The 16229-nt window shown below is 67.0% G+C and carries 19 protein-coding genes; 17 read left to right on the top strand and 2 right to left on the bottom strand.

From position 1 onward, the window contains the following. The first annotated feature begins 136 nt into the window (after positions 1-136). From BKA02_RS05055 to BKA02_RS05005, 11 genes are all read left to right on the top strand, one after another. Positions 137-1120 carry a phosphotriesterase family protein gene (locus BKA02_RS05055; RefSeq protein ID WP_179431877.1) on the top strand — a complete coding sequence of 328 codons (984 nt, stop codon included), beginning with the start codon at positions 137-139 and terminating at the stop codon, positions 1118-1120. 3 nt (positions 1121-1123) lie between these two features. Further along, positions 1124-2086 carry a phosphotriesterase family protein gene (locus BKA02_RS05050; protein WP_179431875.1) on the top strand — a complete coding sequence of 321 codons (963 nt, stop codon included), beginning with the start codon at positions 1124-1126 and terminating at the stop codon, positions 2084-2086. A 34-nt stretch (positions 2087-2120) separates the two neighbouring features. Beyond that, the gene (locus BKA02_RS05045; protein ID WP_179431873.1) at positions 2121-3035 is read left to right on the top strand and encodes an MBL fold metallo-hydrolase; all 915 of its coding nucleotides are present in this window, start codon (positions 2121-2123) and stop codon (positions 3033-3035) included. A gap of 15 nt (positions 3036-3050) precedes the next feature. Next, complete coding sequence (locus BKA02_RS05040; RefSeq protein ID WP_179431871.1) at positions 3051-4184, top strand: FAD-dependent oxidoreductase; 1134 nt, start codon at positions 3051-3053, stop codon at positions 4182-4184. 86 nt (positions 4185-4270) lie between these two features. Beyond that, on the top strand, positions 4271-5119 hold the full coding sequence (locus BKA02_RS05035) for an alpha/beta hydrolase (RefSeq protein WP_179431869.1): 849 nt from the start codon (positions 4271-4273) through the stop codon (positions 5117-5119). A 140-nt stretch (positions 5120-5259) separates the two neighbouring features. Continuing rightward, positions 5260-6009 carry a 3-oxoacid CoA-transferase subunit A gene (locus BKA02_RS05030; protein WP_179431867.1) on the top strand — a complete coding sequence of 250 codons (750 nt, stop codon included), beginning with the start codon at positions 5260-5262 and terminating at the stop codon, positions 6007-6009. Next, on the top strand, positions 6006-6659 hold the full coding sequence (locus tag BKA02_RS05025; protein WP_179431865.1) for a 3-oxoacid CoA-transferase subunit B: 654 nt from the start codon (positions 6006-6008) through the stop codon (positions 6657-6659). The genes BKA02_RS05030 and BKA02_RS05025 overlap by 4 nt, the downstream gene beginning before the upstream one ends. After that, positions 6656-7825: an acetyl-CoA C-acyltransferase gene (locus BKA02_RS05020; protein WP_179431863.1), complete on the top strand. Its 1170-nt coding sequence runs from the start codon at positions 6656-6658 to the stop codon at positions 7823-7825. The genes BKA02_RS05025 and BKA02_RS05020 overlap by 4 nt, the downstream gene beginning before the upstream one ends. Positions 7826-8487: 662 nt before the next feature. Next, on the top strand, positions 8488-9540 hold the full coding sequence (locus BKA02_RS05015) for a lactonase family protein (RefSeq protein ID WP_179431861.1): 1053 nt from the start codon (positions 8488-8490) through the stop codon (positions 9538-9540). 37 nt (positions 9541-9577) lie between these two features. Next, positions 9578-9817, top strand: coding sequence for a type II toxin-antitoxin system Phd/YefM family antitoxin (locus BKA02_RS05010; protein WP_179431859.1), 240 nt, complete (start codon positions 9578-9580; stop codon positions 9815-9817). Continuing rightward, positions 9817-10203, top strand: coding sequence for a type II toxin-antitoxin system VapC family toxin (locus BKA02_RS05005; protein WP_179431857.1), 387 nt, complete (start codon positions 9817-9819; stop codon positions 10201-10203). Before BKA02_RS05010 ends, BKA02_RS05005 begins: the two co-directional genes overlap by 1 nt. Before the next feature lie 40 nt (positions 10204-10243). Here the strand turns inward: BKA02_RS05005 and BKA02_RS05000 are convergent, their stop codons facing one another. Next, entirely contained in the window at positions 10244-10816 is a 573-nt protein-coding gene (locus BKA02_RS05000) for a methylated-DNA--[protein]-cysteine S-methyltransferase (RefSeq protein WP_179431855.1), read from the bottom strand. A gap of 118 nt (positions 10817-10934) precedes the next feature. On the opposite strand from BKA02_RS05000, the gene BKA02_RS04995 reads away from it, so the two are divergent. From BKA02_RS04995 to BKA02_RS04975, 5 genes are read left to right on the top strand one after another with little or no spacing between them, the layout of a single operon-like run. Next, complete coding sequence (locus BKA02_RS04995; protein ID WP_179431853.1) at positions 10935-11237, top strand: DUF427 domain-containing protein; 303 nt, start codon at positions 10935-10937, stop codon at positions 11235-11237. 18 nt (positions 11238-11255) lie between these two features. Next, positions 11256-12110 carry an ABC transporter ATP-binding protein gene (locus BKA02_RS04990; RefSeq protein WP_179431851.1) on the top strand — a complete coding sequence of 285 codons (855 nt, stop codon included), beginning with the start codon at positions 11256-11258 and terminating at the stop codon, positions 12108-12110. Position 12111: 1 nt separating this feature from the next. Continuing rightward, positions 12112-12801, top strand: coding sequence for an ABC transporter permease (locus tag BKA02_RS04985; RefSeq protein WP_179431849.1), 690 nt, complete (start codon positions 12112-12114; stop codon positions 12799-12801). Further along, positions 12798-13523: an ABC transporter permease gene (locus tag BKA02_RS04980; protein WP_179431847.1), complete on the top strand. Its 726-nt coding sequence runs from the start codon at positions 12798-12800 to the stop codon at positions 13521-13523. Before BKA02_RS04985 ends, BKA02_RS04980 begins: the two co-directional genes overlap by 4 nt. 56 nt (positions 13524-13579) lie before the next feature. Beyond that, positions 13580-14503, top strand: a complete 924-nt coding sequence (locus tag BKA02_RS04975) for an ABC transporter substrate-binding protein (protein ID WP_179431845.1) — start codon at positions 13580-13582, stop codon at positions 14501-14503. Between the two features lie 33 nt (positions 14504-14536). Here the strand turns inward: BKA02_RS04975 and BKA02_RS04970 are convergent, their stop codons facing one another. Beyond that, positions 14537-15796: an AI-2E family transporter gene (locus BKA02_RS04970; protein ID WP_179431843.1), complete on the bottom strand. Its 1260-nt coding sequence runs from the start codon at positions 15794-15796 to the stop codon at positions 14537-14539. A gap of 78 nt (positions 15797-15874) precedes the next feature. Between BKA02_RS04970 and BKA02_RS04965 the strand changes: the two genes are divergently transcribed. After that, complete coding sequence (locus BKA02_RS04965) at positions 15875-16174, top strand: chorismate mutase (RefSeq protein ID WP_179431841.1); 300 nt, start codon at positions 15875-15877, stop codon at positions 16172-16174. Positions 16175-16229 lie beyond the last annotated feature (55 nt).

Raw genomic sequence — 16229 nt, 5'->3', positions numbered from 1 at the left:
CACTCGCAAGCTTCGCGCTCAAAGAAGCTGAGGCATCTCGATCTCTTGCGCCGATCCGATCTATTAGTATTATAATATACGTAGGAGTCAGAGAGGACACCACCAGATGGATCTAGTGACGTCGCGTGAACCGCAGATGATGGCCGTTCGTGGCGCCCGGGCGGTGCGCGTAGCCGGAAGGGTCCTTATCGCCGAGAAGCTGCTCGAGATCATGCCGGGTGCGGAACTCGCACCCGAGGTCGAGATCGATCGTGCGAGGATGTTCGACACTCTTCGGGAGGCGCTCTTAGCGTTCCGTGAGGCGGGGGGCGGAACGATCGTGGATGTCGGCGGCATGACGATGGGTCGCGACCCGGAGCTCTACCAGCTGCTTAGCCAGGCGACGGGGGTTGAGATCGTCGTCGCCACGGGTTTCGGAGCCGAATGGTGCGTGGGTTCGTATTGGACCAAGCCCATCTCGCTCACGCAGAACCCGCCGGTGATGACGTCCCCCGATCAGCTGCAGGAAATCTTCGACGCCGAACTCGCCGAGGGACTCGTTGTGCCACCGCGAACACGAGTCGGTCGCGCGGGGATGGTGCTCGTTGCCGGTTCCGACGACGGAACCACCGAGTTCGACGAGATCGCGACCCGCGCGGGTGCTCGCGCCGCCCGAATCGCGGGAGTCGCCGTCTTCGCCTGCCCTGGCGGCGATCCGCTACGTCTTCTCGAGATCCTCGGCGAAGAAGACGTCGACCCTGCGAGAGTCATTGTGGGTTCGATGGATCTGCGGAGGATGATCGATGCCGGCATCCCCTTCCAGGTCGCGGAGCGAGGTGCCGTCGTCGCGCTCGATCACATCGCTACAGCCGGCCGTCCGGGGTTCGCGACGCACCGTGAGTTGGCGGAGTTGGTGCGCGCTCTGCTCGACGCCGGGCATGCGGGACGAATCCTGGTGTCGGACGGCGCGGTGGGAGTGTCGATCGGCGGCGAGGCGGATGCACAGGACGGATTCCTTGCAGTCATGTGCGATTTCATCTTCGCGCTCCGAGATGTCGGGGTGAGCGAGGAATCGATCGACGAGATCCTCGAGCGCACTCCTCAGCGCCTCCTTTCCATTCACGACAGAAGCGAGTCCTGACAGATGGGCATTGTCAACACCGTTCTCGGGGCGGTCCCGGCCGAGGCGCTGGGCGTCACTGCGATGCACGAGCACATTAGTTTCGGCCAGCCAGGCTGGGAGCTCAATTCACGTTCGTGGCGTCCGGCGCACGAGGTGATCGCGCTTGCCGAGCAGATGATCGGCGATTTCCACGGCCTCGGCGGACGCACGTACGTTGAGCTGACCGGCATCGGCTTCGGCCGAGACATCTCGCGATTCCGTGTTATTGCCAAGAGCACCGGCGTCAACTTCGTCGCCTGCACAGGATTCTGGACGGGACAAGGAGTCCGCCCGTTCTTCCGCGACAAGCCGGTCGAGTACCTCGCCGATCTCTTCATCAAGGAAATCACCGAGGGGATCGACGGGACCGACGCCAAAGCGGGCATCATCAAGGTCGGCGTCCAGCCGTACGGGCTCACGGAACTCGACGAGAGGATCTATCGCGCCGCCGGTCGCGCCGCAGCGGCGACCGGCGTGCCTGTTGTTACGCACCTGGCCGTCGATGCTGATCGCCAACTGGATCTGCTGGAGAGTGAGGGGCTCGCTCCCGAGCGGGTCATCCTCGGGCACATCGATGTGTCCTACGACCTTGACCGCGCGCGCGACATCCGCGTCGTCACCCGTGGAGCGTACGTGGGAATCGATCTCATCGGATATGACTCGGAGAAAGCCGACGCCGAGCACCCCGCCCCCGCGTGGGCTCGACCTCGGCGCGGTCGCCTCCTTCAGCTCGTCGATCTCATCCAGGAAGGCTGGGCAGATCGGCTGATCATCTCCGCCGACGCAAACTGCGCACCGCTCGGATGGGTGTCGCTGCCCCACTCAGTCGCCGAGCTCCTAGATTCCTTCGTCCCCGAGGTCCGTGGCGAGGGCATCGATGAGGACCTCATCACTCAGATGCTCGTCCGCAATCCCGCCGCGCTACTCACGATGACCGGGAGCTGAGGTGTCGCCCGAAGTAGTTGTGTCCGCATGCCCGGTGGGGCAGTTCTTCGCGTTCACCTATCACATCGCTGCCGAGGTGCCGACGCTCGTCGACACGGCGACCGCGGGCGCGCCGGCTCGCGATATCGCACCGTCGCTCGAAGAGGCCGGCCGGCGACTCGAGGACGTGCGAGTTATCCTCCTCACGCACGGCCATCTCGATCACGCGGGTGGAGCACGCGAGGTGTGGCAGCTCACGGGTGGCACGGCGGACATCGCGATCCACGGCGAGGACGTCCGCCTGCTCGAACGGGCCGACGCCCATCTCGAGCTCCACGGTCGAGTGAATGACCAGTTTCTGCGAGGAGCGGCCGACGAGGAGCTACCGCGGATCGTCGACACTCTGTTTTCCGGCGGCGTCTCGCCGGGCATCGTCTTGTCAGGGGATGAGACCTTCGACCTCGGAGATGCGACCGTCCGTGCGGTTCACACGCCCGGGCACAGTCCGGGAGCCGTCACCTATTGGATCGAGCGCGTGGGACGTGCATTCGTCGGTGACGCCGTTCAAGTGCATGGCGGGGAGATGAATCGATTCCCGTCGTACGAGGATCCAGCGCGGTACCGGGAGAGTCTTCGGCTCTTGCTGGATATAGAGCCAGCATCCCTCTCGCTTGCGCACCGGTTCGTGACGGCCGACGGATCAGTCCTGCCCGGACACATCGACGGCGCTGACGCCGTCCGCAAGGTAATCACGTGGAGCTTGGAGATCGAGGAGCGCATCGCCGAGGCGGCGAGCCGTCACCTGTCGCCTGACCCCACGCCGGACATCGACTCTCCCTACCACCCATTCACCCGGATCGCACACGATCTCCACTACCAACTAGACCCGACGCGGTTTCCCTCACCCTTCTTCATCACTCTGGGCGGGTATGCCCGGTCGCTTGGCTTCACGCCCATAACGGCTCCCTAGAGAGGACAAATGACGATGAATAACAGCACAACGCGCTCGACCCGCGTGGCGGTGGTCGGTGCAGGAATCGCCGGCTCATCCGCGGCGTTCGCACTCCTTAACGCCGGTTACGACGTGCAACTTTTCGAGCAGGCGGCCGAGATCCGCGAGGTCGGTGCCGGCGTGGGGATCCGCGCCACGACGGCCAAGCATCTGCGACGGTGGGGGGTCTGGGAAGAATTCGCGTCGAGGAGCGCATTCAGCCCGCACATCCAAATCCGCGGTGCCAGGAACGAACTCTTCGTCCGTGAACGCTGGCCGCAGCTCACCGACGACCCCGGCGAAGAGCGCGCTCGGTTCATCCATCGAGCCGATCTCCTCGACATCTTCATGAGCCGAATCGGCCCCGATCGCGTTCACACCCGTCATCGGCTCGCATCGCTGGAGCAAGGTGGCGACGGTGCCCGTCTGGAGTTCGAGAACGGGCACGTGGCTGAGTTCGACCTCATCGTGGGCGCGGACGGCATCCGCTCCGTCGTGCGTGATTGTGTCTTCGGACCCACGCCGACCGTCTACTCGGGGTTCCACGCCTACCGAGCGATCGTCAATGACCCCGAGGCGTTCGAGCTCGCGCCGGACAACGCGTTGCGCATTCTGGTGGCGGACGGGATTCAGATCTATCTCGTACCACTGCATCATCGCAATCAGGTCTCCTTCGACGTCACGGCGATCTCGGACGACCCCGCGTGGCAGCCCGACGTGAGCAACGGGGCCATATCGGAGATGCTCGACGGCTTCGACGAGCGAGTGAGGAAAATCGCCGCCGGCGTCGATCACTACGTCAAACGATCGATCCACGACATCGAGCCTCTTCGCACCTGGCACAATGACTCGGTCGTCCTCGTGGGGGATGCCGCGCACGCGATGTGCCACCACCAGGGATACGGAGCGAACTCGGCGATCCAGGATGCGGGCGTCTTGGACGAATCGCTCCGCACAGGAAGCCTCCCGGACGCCCTCGAGGTGTACGAGAGTTTGAGGAAGCCGCTGACTGACCGGTATCAGGCCCTCTCGCGGATTATCCCCACCATGCAGAGCGGCACGATCTTCCACAACGTCCCGGAGTGGGCCGTTCGGGATGAAGCAGTCCTGGCGGGGGTGACCCAGTGACTCTGCATCCGGACATTGCACAGGCGCTTCGCGCACCGCAAGACTCTGCCCCCGGAGACCCTCGTCCGGCCTTCACGCCTGAGGTCATGAGACCGATCCTCGACCAGCCCGCGCTCGAACCGGCGCAGCGAGCTGCTGTGTACGCCGTTGAAGACCGGCTGATCGATGTCGGCTCACCGCTTCCAGTACGGATCTACGAGCCGAGCGCCAATGCCCCGCTTCCCATCCTCATGTACTTTCACGGAGGGGCCTTCTTCTCCGGCACGCTCGAAAGCCACGACGAGATCGCGCGCGCTCTCTGCGCAGCGGCCGGTTTCAAGGTGGTATCCGTCGGATATCGGTTGGCGCCGGAGCATCCCTTCCCTACGCCTCTCCTCGACTGCTACGAGGCAACGGCGTGGGTGACCTCCCACGAACACGAGCTCGGTTGGGACGGTCTGACCTTGGCGGTCTGCGGCGACAGCTCGGGTGGCAACCTCGCGGCCGCCGTGAGCCAGTTGGCCCGCGAGCGACGGGACTTCGTTGTGTCCGCACAAGTGCTGTTCTACCCCGGACTCGACCTCGCCTCCGCCGCGTCCGAGTACCCGTCACGGCAGGAGAACGCAGTCGGCTACGGACTCGAGACCGCGCAACTGCCGGACTTCTACTCGTTCTACCTCTCTCGCGGCGCCGACCCGGCGGATCCTCTTGTATCTCCCCTCAAGGAGGATTGGCTGGAGAGCTTACCTCCGACCCTAGTGATCACCGCGGAATACGATCCCCTGCGCGACGAGGGCGAGACCTACGGCCTGAAACTGAAGGAGGCTGGCGTGCCCGCAGAGATCTTCCGCTACGAGGGGGCAACGCACGGGTTCCTCGGGAAATTCACACACCTGCCCGAATTCGAGGACGTGTATCGGAGAGCCGCGGACTTCCTAGCAGGGCAGCGCTCCTGACGAAGTGTTCCGCGTGCTCCTCAGCGGCTTGGGGTGAGATCCGGGCGTTCGAGAAGTGCTGCCTCCGGTGCTCTCTCGAGGTCCGGCGAGATCAGCCGCGGTCAGCAAACGTGTTCGCACAATGACGAGGGGTTGCAATCGTGATCTGTAAGACTGTGGCCGATGCCGCGGCCGCCGTGGCTGATATTCCCGACGGTTCGACCGTGTTGATCGGCGGTTTCGGCAGGGCCGGCGAGCCGGTCGAGTTGATCGACGCCCTCATCGCGCACGGCGCTGGCGATCTCACGGTCGTGAGTAACAACGCCGGTAACGGCCACAGAGGAATCGCTGGACTTCTCGCAGCCGGACGCGTACGCAAGATAGTCTGCTCCTTCCCGCGCCAGCCTGACTCTTGGGCGTTCGACCGCCTCTATCGTGATGGCGAGATCGAGTTGGACCTCGTCCCGCAGGGCAACCTCGCCGAACGGCTGCGGGCGGCGGGTGCGGGCATCGGGGCGTTCTTCTCGCCGACCGCGGTCGGAACGCAGCTCGCCGAGGGCAAGGAGCTGCGCACCATCGACGGTCGTCGCCACGTGCTGGAGTATCCGATCCGCGGCGACTACGCCCTCATCAGCGCACTGCGAGCCGATCGCTGGGGGAACCTCGTGTATCGCGAGACTGCCCGCAATTTCGGCCCCGTAATGGCGATGGCAGCGACCACCACAATCGCCCAGGTCGACCGTGTCGATGAGCTGGGTGCGCTCGATCCCGAATCGGTGGTCACTCCCGGAATCTTCGTCGACCGCATCGTGGAAGTTGGGGAACGTCCGTGGTTGCGCGACGGGGTGTTTGTCGGCGGGGTGGATCTGGATGGTAGAGCGAAAGTCGAGAATTGGAGGCTTGCAGAATGACAATCGGACTTTCGCGGGCCGAAGTCGCCGCACTCATCGCTCGTGACATCCCCGAGGGGGCTTACGTCAACCTGGGGATCGGCGCCCCGACGCTGGTTGCCAACTTCCTGCCGGTGGACGCGGAGATTGTCCTGCACACCGAGAACGGTCTGCTCGGCATGGGACCGACGCCGCATGACGAGCTGATAGATCCCGACCTCATCAACGCGGGCAAGCAAGCCGTATCCGCGCTCCCCGGAGCGGCCTACTTCCACCACGCCGACTCGTTCGCGATGATGCGCGGTGGCCACCTCGATGTCTGCGTTCTCGGTGCGTTCCAAGTCTCCGAGCGTGGTGATCTCGCGAACTGGTCGACGGGCGCGCCAGGAGCGATCCCTGCCGTGGGCGGTGCGATGGACCTCGCGATTGGTGCAAAGCAGGTCTTCGTCATGACCGACCTGCTCAGCAAGGACGGAGAGTCGAAGCTCGTCGCGTACTGCACCTACCCCGTCACTGCAATCGCATGCGTGAGCCGGGTCTACACCGATCGGGCGGTGTTCGACGTCGTGGGTGACCGTTTCCGCGTACGAGAGTTGGTGGCTGGAACGTCGTTCGCCGAGCTACAGGAGCTGACAGGGCTGACCCTCCTAACCCCCGAGGAGGGGCCGTGACCGCGAGCTTCGTCTACGATGCCGTACGCACGCCGTTCGGGCGGGCCGGCGGCGCGCTGGCTGAGATTCGCCCCGATGATCTTGCTGCCGTGGTGATGTCGGCGATTGTGGGGCGCACGTCGATCGATCCGGCAGCTGTCGACGATGTGATCTTCGGTGATGCGAATCAAGCTGGGGAAGACAACCGCAACGTTGCACGGCTCGGGGCACTCCTGGCGGGCTTTCCGACGACGGTTCCCGGCGTCACCGTGAACCGGCTCTGCGGCTCTTCGCTGGAAGCGGTGATCCAGGCGTCCCGGGCAGTGGAGGCCGGCGACGCCAACATCGTGCTCGCGGGAGGAGTCGAGTCGATGAGTCGGGCACCGTACGTCGTCGAGAAGTCCGCGAAGCGGTTTCCCGCCACGGGTAATCAGACGATGTGGAACACCGCGATCGGATGGCGCATGGTAAACCCAGCTCTGCCCCACTCCTGGACGATCTCAAATGGTGAGTCGGCCGAGAAACTTGCCCGTATCTACGGGATCGAGCGCGAGGAGCAGGACGCCTTCGCCGAGCGATCCCATCTGCGCGCGGCGCGGGCATGGGCGGACGGGGTCTTCGACGACGAGATCGTACAGACCCCTGGACATGTCCTAGACCACGACGAAGGCATCCGCCCAGACACATCGCTCTCGGCCCTTGCTGATCTCCGGGCGCTGTTCACTACCGACGGGTCTGTGACCGCAGGCAACTCGTCGCCAATCAGCGACGGCGCGAGCGCAGTCCTAATCGGCGGTGAAGGCGCTCTCGACACCGAGCCGCTCGCGCGCATCGCAGGGCGCGCCGCCTTCGGGAATGACCCCGACGTCTTCGGCGTCGCCCCCGTTGCCGCCGCCGACCGAGCCCTGGCACGCGCCGGACGGTCCTGGACGGATGTCGATATCGTCGAACTCAACGAAGCTTTCGCCTCGCAGAGCCTGGCCTGCATGCGATCATGGCCCGACCTCGACCCCCAGAGAGTGAACCAGCACGGCGGTGCGATCGCCATTGGCCACCCGCTGGGCGCTTCCGGTGGCCGCATCGTCGGACGAGCCGCCCACGAACTCGCCCATCGAGGCGGCGGCCTGGCCGTCGTCGCGCTGTGCATCGGCGTCGGCCAAGGACTGGCGATCGTGCTGGAGCGCTAACACGGGGCGAGCGGGATGTCATCGACCGAAACAGTCGACCAGACGGTCTCAGCGGTCGGTCGGCCCGGAAACGAGAGTCGCGATGGCGATCCTCTCTCCGCCATACCGACGAATCCCAGGACCCTCGCGCACGAGGCCCTACCTGTCGTCGCGGGCGCAGATAGACGCTATGGCCCGTCACATGGCGACTGCGCTCCGGTGCCTGTGCTTCTGCACCGGAGCTCCGCCAGTAGCGCGTGTCGTGTCTTATGGCCGGCAGCGCGTAGGCAGCCTCGGCCCCTAGGGGGCGTGTCTCCTAACCTTTCGACGTTCGTGACGGCAAGCTGGTGGCGTGTCGCGTCCTCAGTCGTTGTCGGATGCCGCGTGGGCTCGGAGCGAACTATTGATGCCGGCCGCATCGTCGAGGGCGGGCGGCCGTTTCAGGATCATCGTCGGGTGGTCGAGGGGATCGTGTGGCGGTTCCGGATGGGGTCGCCGTAGCGGGATCCGCCGGACGAGTTCGGGCCCTGGCAGACGGCCTCGAAGCGGTACCGCCGATTCAGTGGTGATGGCACCCCGCGCGATCCGCCGGCGCCTCCATAGCCGCGGCATCGTCGCGGTCATCCCCGAGCCAGCCGACCAGCGTGAACCAGGGGTCTCACGGATGAGGGAGGGATGAGGCGATGGCGACGACGTTCTGGATCGGCGGATACGGGGGCGACCTAGGAGGCGATGCCTCCGGGATCGGGGTGCTCTCGGGCGATGACGGCCGCGAACCGGTCACGCTCGTGCACGGCGGGGATGCCGCCGCAGCACCGTCGCCGTCGTGGCTGGCCGCGCATCCCTCGCGTGACGTCGTCTACGCCGCGCTCGAGGGTCAGGGCGCGGTGCAGGCGTACATCCGCTCCGGGGATGCGGCGCTGAGTCCGCTCGGCGACCCGGTCGACGCCGGCGAGCTCGTGTGCCACCTCGCGGTCGCGCCTGACGGCGGGTTCCTCGTGGCGAGCTGCTACGGCGACGGTCGGGTGGTGCGCATCCCTCTCGCCGCAGACGGCCGCCTCGGCACTGCCGAGGTCGCGCCGCCGGCCGACGATCCCTACGCCGTCGAGGGGATCGATGACGCCGCGGCCTCCGATCGCGCCTCGCACGCGCATGCCGCCGCCTTCCTGCCCGACGGGCGCATCGCCACGACCGATCTCGGGTTCGATCAGGTGCGCATCTGGCGTGCAGGTGCGACAGGGTTGGTCGCCGACAGTCGCGTAGTGCTCCCGCGCGGCGTGGGACCGCGGCACATGGTCGTGCATCCGAGTGGGCATCTGCACGTCGTCACGGAGCATTCGTGCGAGGTGTTCACGCTCGCTGTTGCGCGCGACGGAACGTGGAGCATCGTGGCGGTGACGACCGTGTCGCCCGGTGTGCTGGTCGGCGCAAATGCGCCTGCCGAGCTCTCGCGCTCGAAGGACGGGACGACCCTGTACGCGGGCATCCGCGGCAGCGATGCCGTCGCGGCGCTGCGGGTGCGGGGTGCGGGCGACATCGTCGAGCCGCTGGCCCTCGCCGAGTCGGGCGTCGCCTGGCCGCGGCATCATCTCGTGCACGACGGCGCCCTCCTCGTCGCGGGTCAGCTCTCCGGTGAGATCTCCGTGCTCGACCTCGACGACCGAACCGGGGCCCCTGGCCGCGTGCGGCATCGCACCGCCGCGCCTTCGCCGACGCATCTCGTGCTCGCGCGCTGATCGCCCGTCGAACGCTTAGCTAAGCTAGACTAAGCGCATGGCGATCCAGGTGAACATGCATGAGGCGAAGTCGCAGCTGTCGGCGCTCGTCGAGAAGGTGCTCGCCGGCGAGCAGGTGACGATCGCGCGTGCGGGCTCGCCCGTCGTCGACCTCGTCATGCACCGCGAGAGCGGCCCCGTCATCGGCATGCTGCGCGGCGAGTTCTCCTACGACGCCGAGGAGTTCGATGCGGCCGATGCGGAGATCACCGCGCAGTTCTACGGCGAGCACGCCTGATGCTGCTCGACACCCACGCTCTGCTGTGGCTCGCGACCGACGATGCGCGTCTGGGGCCCGCGGCTCGCGCGCTGATCGCCTCGGGCGTGCGCGTGCACTACTCCGCCGTGTCGATCTCGGAGATCGCGATCAAGCACATGCTCGGGCGCATGGGCCTACCCGGCGGCGAGCGCTTCCCGGCGGTCTTCGATGAGATGGGTCTCGCCGAGCTGCCGTTCACCGCACGCCATGCGAGCGCACTGCTCGACGAGCCGGGACTCGTGCGGCACGACCCGTTTGATCGTTTCCTCCTGGCGCAGGCGATCGTGGAGCGGATGCCGTTGCTCACCGCCGATGCGACTCTGCTGTCCGTGGCGCATCCGCACGTGCACGACGCGCGGGCCTGAACGTCGCGCAAGAGACCGGTGTCGGGTCGGGACAGACCGGTCAGAACAGGGCAGGCGGAAGGGCCTCCTCGAGTTCGAGGAGCCAGCGCTTGGTCTCCAGGCCCTTGCCGCGCATCCCTCCGGAATAGCCGCCGAGGCCGTCGCTGGCGACGACCCGATGACACGGGATGAGCAGAGGCAGCGGATTCATGCCCATGATCGTGCCGATCGCCCGCGCAGGCACGTCGGTGCCGCTGCGGCGCGCGAGCTCTCCGTAGGTGACCGTATCCCCGGGGGCGACCGTGGCCTCCAGCGCGGCGAGCACGGCCGTTGCGACGGGGGAGACGCCGACGAGCTCCATAGGAACGGTGAATCGGCGCAGCCCGCCCTCGAAGTACGCACGCAGTTGGCCGACCGCCTCGCTGAGCACTGGATCGAGGGGCACATGTTCGCCGTCCCGTGGTGGGCGATGCCGGTCGCGCCAGGCGAGGCCGACGATCGCGCGTCCGTTGCCGCGCACCTCGAGGGTGCCGACCGGCGATGACAGCACGGCGCGACGGAGGTCGATCGGAAGGGCCTCCTCGTCGCGGCCCCGCGCCGTGGCGGATGCTTCCGCGGGAGCGATGATCGGCATGCCGCAAGTCTGCACCCCGCCGCCGACATTCCCCGCGTCGTGGGAGCGGATCGAACGGATCCGCCCCGGATGTCGGAGGCGTCTTATACGCTCGAACGTGACCCGAGGGGGAATGAGCATGAAAGCCGTACTCGAAGGGAACGTGATCGCCGAGGCCGACGACGCCGAGCTGATCCAGATCGAGGGCAACCACTACTTTCCGCCGTCGTCGGTGCACGAGGGCGTTCTCGTGGAGAGCCCCACGCCGTACGTGTGTCCGTGGAAGGGCGAGTGTCAGTACTTCTCCGTGGTCGTCGCGGGCACCACGTACAAGGACCTCGCCTGGTCATATCCCGAGCCGTACGCCTCGGGCATCGAGCGGGTGGGCCGCGACTTCTCCGGATACGTCGCGTTCGGACGCGAGATCGAGGTGCGCCCGTAGCAGGGCGATGACGCGCGCATGATCGAATTCCGATCCGTCTCCAAGCGCTTCCCCGACGGCACCGTCGCCGTCGACGACTTCAGTCTCGTCGCGCCCTCGCGACGCACCACCGTGTTCGTCGGGTCGTCGGGGTGCGGCAAGACGACGCTGCTGCGGATGATCAACCGCATGGTCGATCCCACCGGCGGGTCGATCGAGATCGACGGCGAGAGCGTGCAGGATCGCGATCCCGTGCGGCTGCGGCGCAGCATCGGGTACGTGATGCAGAACTCCGGCCTCATGCCGCATTTCACGGTGCGCGAGAACGTCGCCACCGTGCTGCGTCTGACCGGTGTGGCCAAGCGGGAGGCGACGGAGCGCGCCGACGTCATGCTCGACACGGTGGGTCTGGATCGCGGTCTCGCCGACCGCTACCCCAGCCAGCTCTCCGGCGGGCAGCAGCAGCGGGTCGGCGTTGCGCGCGGCCTTGCCGCCGACCCGAACATCCTGCTCATGGATGAGCCCTTCGGCGCCGTCGACCCCATCGTGCGGGCCGAACTGCAGCAGGAGCTCATCCGCCTGCAGCGCGAGCTCGACAAGACGATCGTGTTCGTCACGCACGACGTCGAAGAGGCCTTCCTCCTGGGCGATCAGGTGGTCATCCTCGACGTCGGGGCGCGGATCGTGCAGGCGGGATCGCCCAGCGAGATCATCGAGAACCCGGCAGACGACTTCGTGGCCGCCTTCATCGGTGCCGACAAGGGCAAGCGCGCCTTCCGGCTCAAGAGCACACCGCGGGGCACCGTCGTCGTGGATGCCGCGGGCCGCACCCAGGGCACGATCATGGATGACGATGCCCCGCACGGCGGCGCGAACCCGGCAGACGAGGGCTGAGATGGGCTGGAGCATCGACAACATCGGCCTCATCCTCGAGCTGGCCGTCGTGCACCTGCGTCAGAGCCTCATCGCGCTCGCAGCGGGCGTCGTGCTGTCGCTGCCCCTCGGCTGGATCGCCTGGCGCTTCCGGCTCGTCCGCGGACCCGTGATCGCCGTGACGGGCCTGCTCTACACGATCCCCTCGCTCGCTCTGCTCATCCTGCTGCCGGCGGTGTTCGGCTATTCGGCCACCGACGAGCCGAACCTCCTCATCGCCCTCACCATCTACGCCGTCGCGATCCTCGTGCGCGCCGTGGCCGACGGGCTCGACTCCGTCGATGCGCACACCCGCGACGCCGCCACCGCCATGGGGTATGGGGGCACGCGCCGGTTCTGGGCCGTCGACCTGCCGCTGGCCGGCCCGGTGATCCTCGCCGGCGTGCGCGTGGCCGCGGTGAGCACGATCGCGCTCGCCACGGTCGGCATCCTCGTCGGAGTGACGAACCTCGGCTACCTGTTCACGACGGGCCTGCAGCGTCGCTTCGCCGAGCAGGTGCTGGCCGGGGTCGTCGCCGTCGTCGTGCTCGCCATCCTGATCGACGTGCTGCTCGTGCTCGTGGGCCGGATGCTCATGCCGTGGAGCCGCGCGACGTCCGCTCCGAAGACGCGACGTGTCCGTGCCGCCGCCGCGCAGGGGGCCCCCGCATGAACCTCTTCGCCGAGGCGCTCGCGTGGCTGTTCTCCCCGGACCGGCTGCAGGGTTCGTACGCGCTGCCGGTGCTGTTCGGCCAGCACCTCTTCTACACCGTCGTCTCGATACTGATCGCCGCCGTGATCGCCGTGCCCGCGGGCTGGCTCATCGGGCACACCGGCCACGGGCGCGAGATCGCCGTCGCGCTCTCCGGTGCTGCGCGCGCCATCCCCTCCTTCGGACTCCTTGTGCTGCTCGTGCTCCTTTTCGGCGTTGTGCAGACGCCCGCCGCCGCGATCGTCACCTTCGTGCTGCTCGCGATCCCGTCGCTGCTGGCCGGCGCGTACACGGGTGTGGAGGCGATCGATCGGCAGACGATCGACGCCGCACGGGCGATGGGGATGACGGAGTGGCAGATATTCCGCAAGGTGGAACTTCCGCTGGGGTTGCCGCTGCTCATGGGCGGTGTGCGCGCGGCCACACTGCAGGTGATCGCCACCGTCACGATCGCCGCATACGTGAACCTCGGCGGACTCGGGTGGCCGATCATCCAGGGCATCCCGCTGCGGCGCTTCGACCAGGTGCTCGGCGGGGCGATCCTCGTCGCGCTGCTGGCGCTCGTCGTCGACCTTCTGCTCGTGCTCGCCCAGCGGGCCGTCGTCCCCGCGGGAGTGCGCTCGCGCCCGGCGCGACCCTCGGCCGCCCGACGGGCGAAGCGCGCCGCCGCATCCCTCGCCTGACTTCCGCCGTCCCACAACTGCATCCGACCTGCATGACCGCCACGAGAGGAAACAACATGTCTCACGCACGTCTTCCCCGCACCGTCGCCGCCGCGACGGGAGCGATCGCCGTCGCACTCGCGCTCACCGCGTGCGGCAGCAGCAACCCGTTGGATGAGCCGACCGATGATGCGTCGCAGGGCACGTCCTCGTCCGACGCCGTCGTCATCGGATCGCAGGCGTACTACTCGAACGAGATCGTGGCCGAGATCTACGCGCAGGCGCTGGAGAACGCGGACATCGAGGTGGAGCGCAAGTTCGCCATCGGCCAGCGTGACGCCTATATGCCCGAGGTGGAATCCGGGGCGATCGATCTGTTCCCCGAGTACACCGGAAACCTGCTGGAGTACCTCGACGACAGCACCGACGCGACGAGTCCCGACGACGTCTACGACGCGCTGACCGGCGTGCTGCCCGAAGGCCTCGTCGCACTCGACTACGCCGACGCCTCGGACCAGGACACCTACACCGTGACGAAGGCGTACGCGCAGGAGCACTCGCTCACCACGATCGCCGATCTTGCGAAGGTCGAAGGCACGGTCACCGTCGGCGCGGCGCCGGAGTTCGAGCAGCGCCCCTACGGCCCGGCTGCGGCCAAGGAGGTCTACGGCGCCGAACTCGCATTCTCGGCGACGGGGCCGACGACACTCGAGTCGCTGCTGGCCGGCACGATCCAGGTCGCCGACATCTACTCCGCCGACCCGGCCTTCCAGACCGAAGACATCGTGGCGCTGGAAGACCCGGAGAACATGATCCTCTCCTCCAACGTCGTGCCGATCGCGAGCGCCGACGTCGCCGATGAGATCTCCGAGGTGATCAACGCGATCAGCGCCAAGCTGACCACCGACGAGCTCGTGGGCCTGAACGTGAAGAGCACGGTCGACAAGCTCGAGCCTGCGGCCATCGCCACGGAATGGCTGAAGGCACAGGGGCTGATCTGATCCTCATCCGGCTCCTCCGCCGAGGCGCCCCGCTCAGACGCGGGCGTCTTGGCGGGGGATGATCACCTGCTTGATGATGATGAGCACCGAGGCCGCGACGGGCACCGCGACGAGCGCGCCGAGCAGACCCAGCAGCGTGCCGCCGGCGAGGGCTCCGATCACGACGAGTGATCCGGGCACCGAGATCGCCCGGTTCATCACCCGTGGCGTGATCACGTATGCCTCGATCTGCATGTAGATCATGTAGATGACGGCGAAGATGATCGCACCGACCGGATTCACGAACAGGGCGATGGATGTTCCGATCACCCAGAACAGCACGGATCCGATCAACGGGATGAGCGTGATCAGGAACGCCACCGTCGCCATGAGCGGTGGGAACGGCAATCCGAGCACGGAGTAGAGCAACAGGGTGAGCATCGCGTTGATGAACGCGAGCACGACCATGCCCTGCACGTAGCCGCCCACCGAGTCGGTGATCTGGTCGGTGATGTCGCTGGCGCGCGGGCGGTTGCGGGCGGGGGCGAGGCGCAGCATCCAGTGCTTCATCGTCGGCAGGGTCGCGACGAAGTACAGCGTGAGCACGAGCACGACGATGACGCCCGAGATGCCCGAGGCGATGGAGGCGCCCACCTGCAGCGCCCCGCCGCCGATCGCCGCGATGTTGCCCGGATCGGTGAGGAACTTCTGCAGATCCGCGGTGATCGTCTCGACCTGGTCGCCGAACTGGCTCTGCAGCCAGGCGAACACGTCGCTGGCCATGAAGCTGTCCACCCACGAGGGCACGGCCTTCACGAAGGCGGCGATCTGGCTGACGATGATCGGCACGATGAGCACGAGGATGAGCGCGAGCACCGCGATGAGGCCGAGGATCACCGTGACCACCGCCCACGGGCGCGACATCCCTCGCCGTTCGAGGAAGCGCACGGCCGGGTCGAGGCCGAGGGCGGCGAACAGGGCGAAGGCGATGTAGATGAGCACCGTCGACAGGCTCATCACGGTGAAGCCGAGCGTGAGGGCGACCAGGGCTCCCAGCGTGAGGAGGAAGCCGAAGCCGAAGGGCCGGTCGATCCGGGTCCAGAACGAGGCGCGCGGCGGGGCGGGCTCGATGATCGGCGCCCGGGTGGGTACGCCGTCGTCGGTCGTCTCGACGCCGGTATCGGTCGACGTTCGGTCGGCCGACGCCTCCGCAGCGTTCGCATCGTCGATCGCCTCGACGACATCGTCGGCCGCGGCCCGCTCAGCGGCGGTGGGGCGATCCGCGTTGCGGCCGCCGGCATGCTCAGAGGTCATGGCTTCACACTAGGCGAGTGCATCACGCCGCGGCACGATATCGTCGGAGTTCCGATCGGATGCCTCGAGGAGGATCGCATGCCCGCCACGGAGGACCCGCAGGCGCAGCTGCTGCGGCTGCGCGCCAGCATCGACAACATCGACGCCGCGCTCGTGTTCATGCTCGCCGAGCGATTCCGCTGCACGCAGCAGGTCGGGACGCTGAAGGCCGAGCACGATATGCCGGCGTCGGATCCGCAGCGTGAGGAGCAGCAGGTCGCCCGGCTCAGGGCTCTCGCCGAAGAGGCGCACCTCGACCCGGAGTTCGCCGAGAAGTGGTTCAACTTCGTCGTCGCCGAGGTGATCCGCCACCACACGGAGGCCGCCGAAGGGCGCTGAGGCCGGCATCCGCGCACGAGGTCACCGGGTGTTCATCCGGTGTTTCGATGCGAGT

The sequence above is a fragment of the Microbacterium pseudoresistens genome (assembly GCF_013409745.1).
Lineage (GTDB): Bacteria > Actinomycetota > Actinomycetes > Actinomycetales > Microbacteriaceae > Microbacterium > Microbacterium pseudoresistens.
This window is presented reverse-complemented; position numbering and strand designations above follow the sequence as displayed.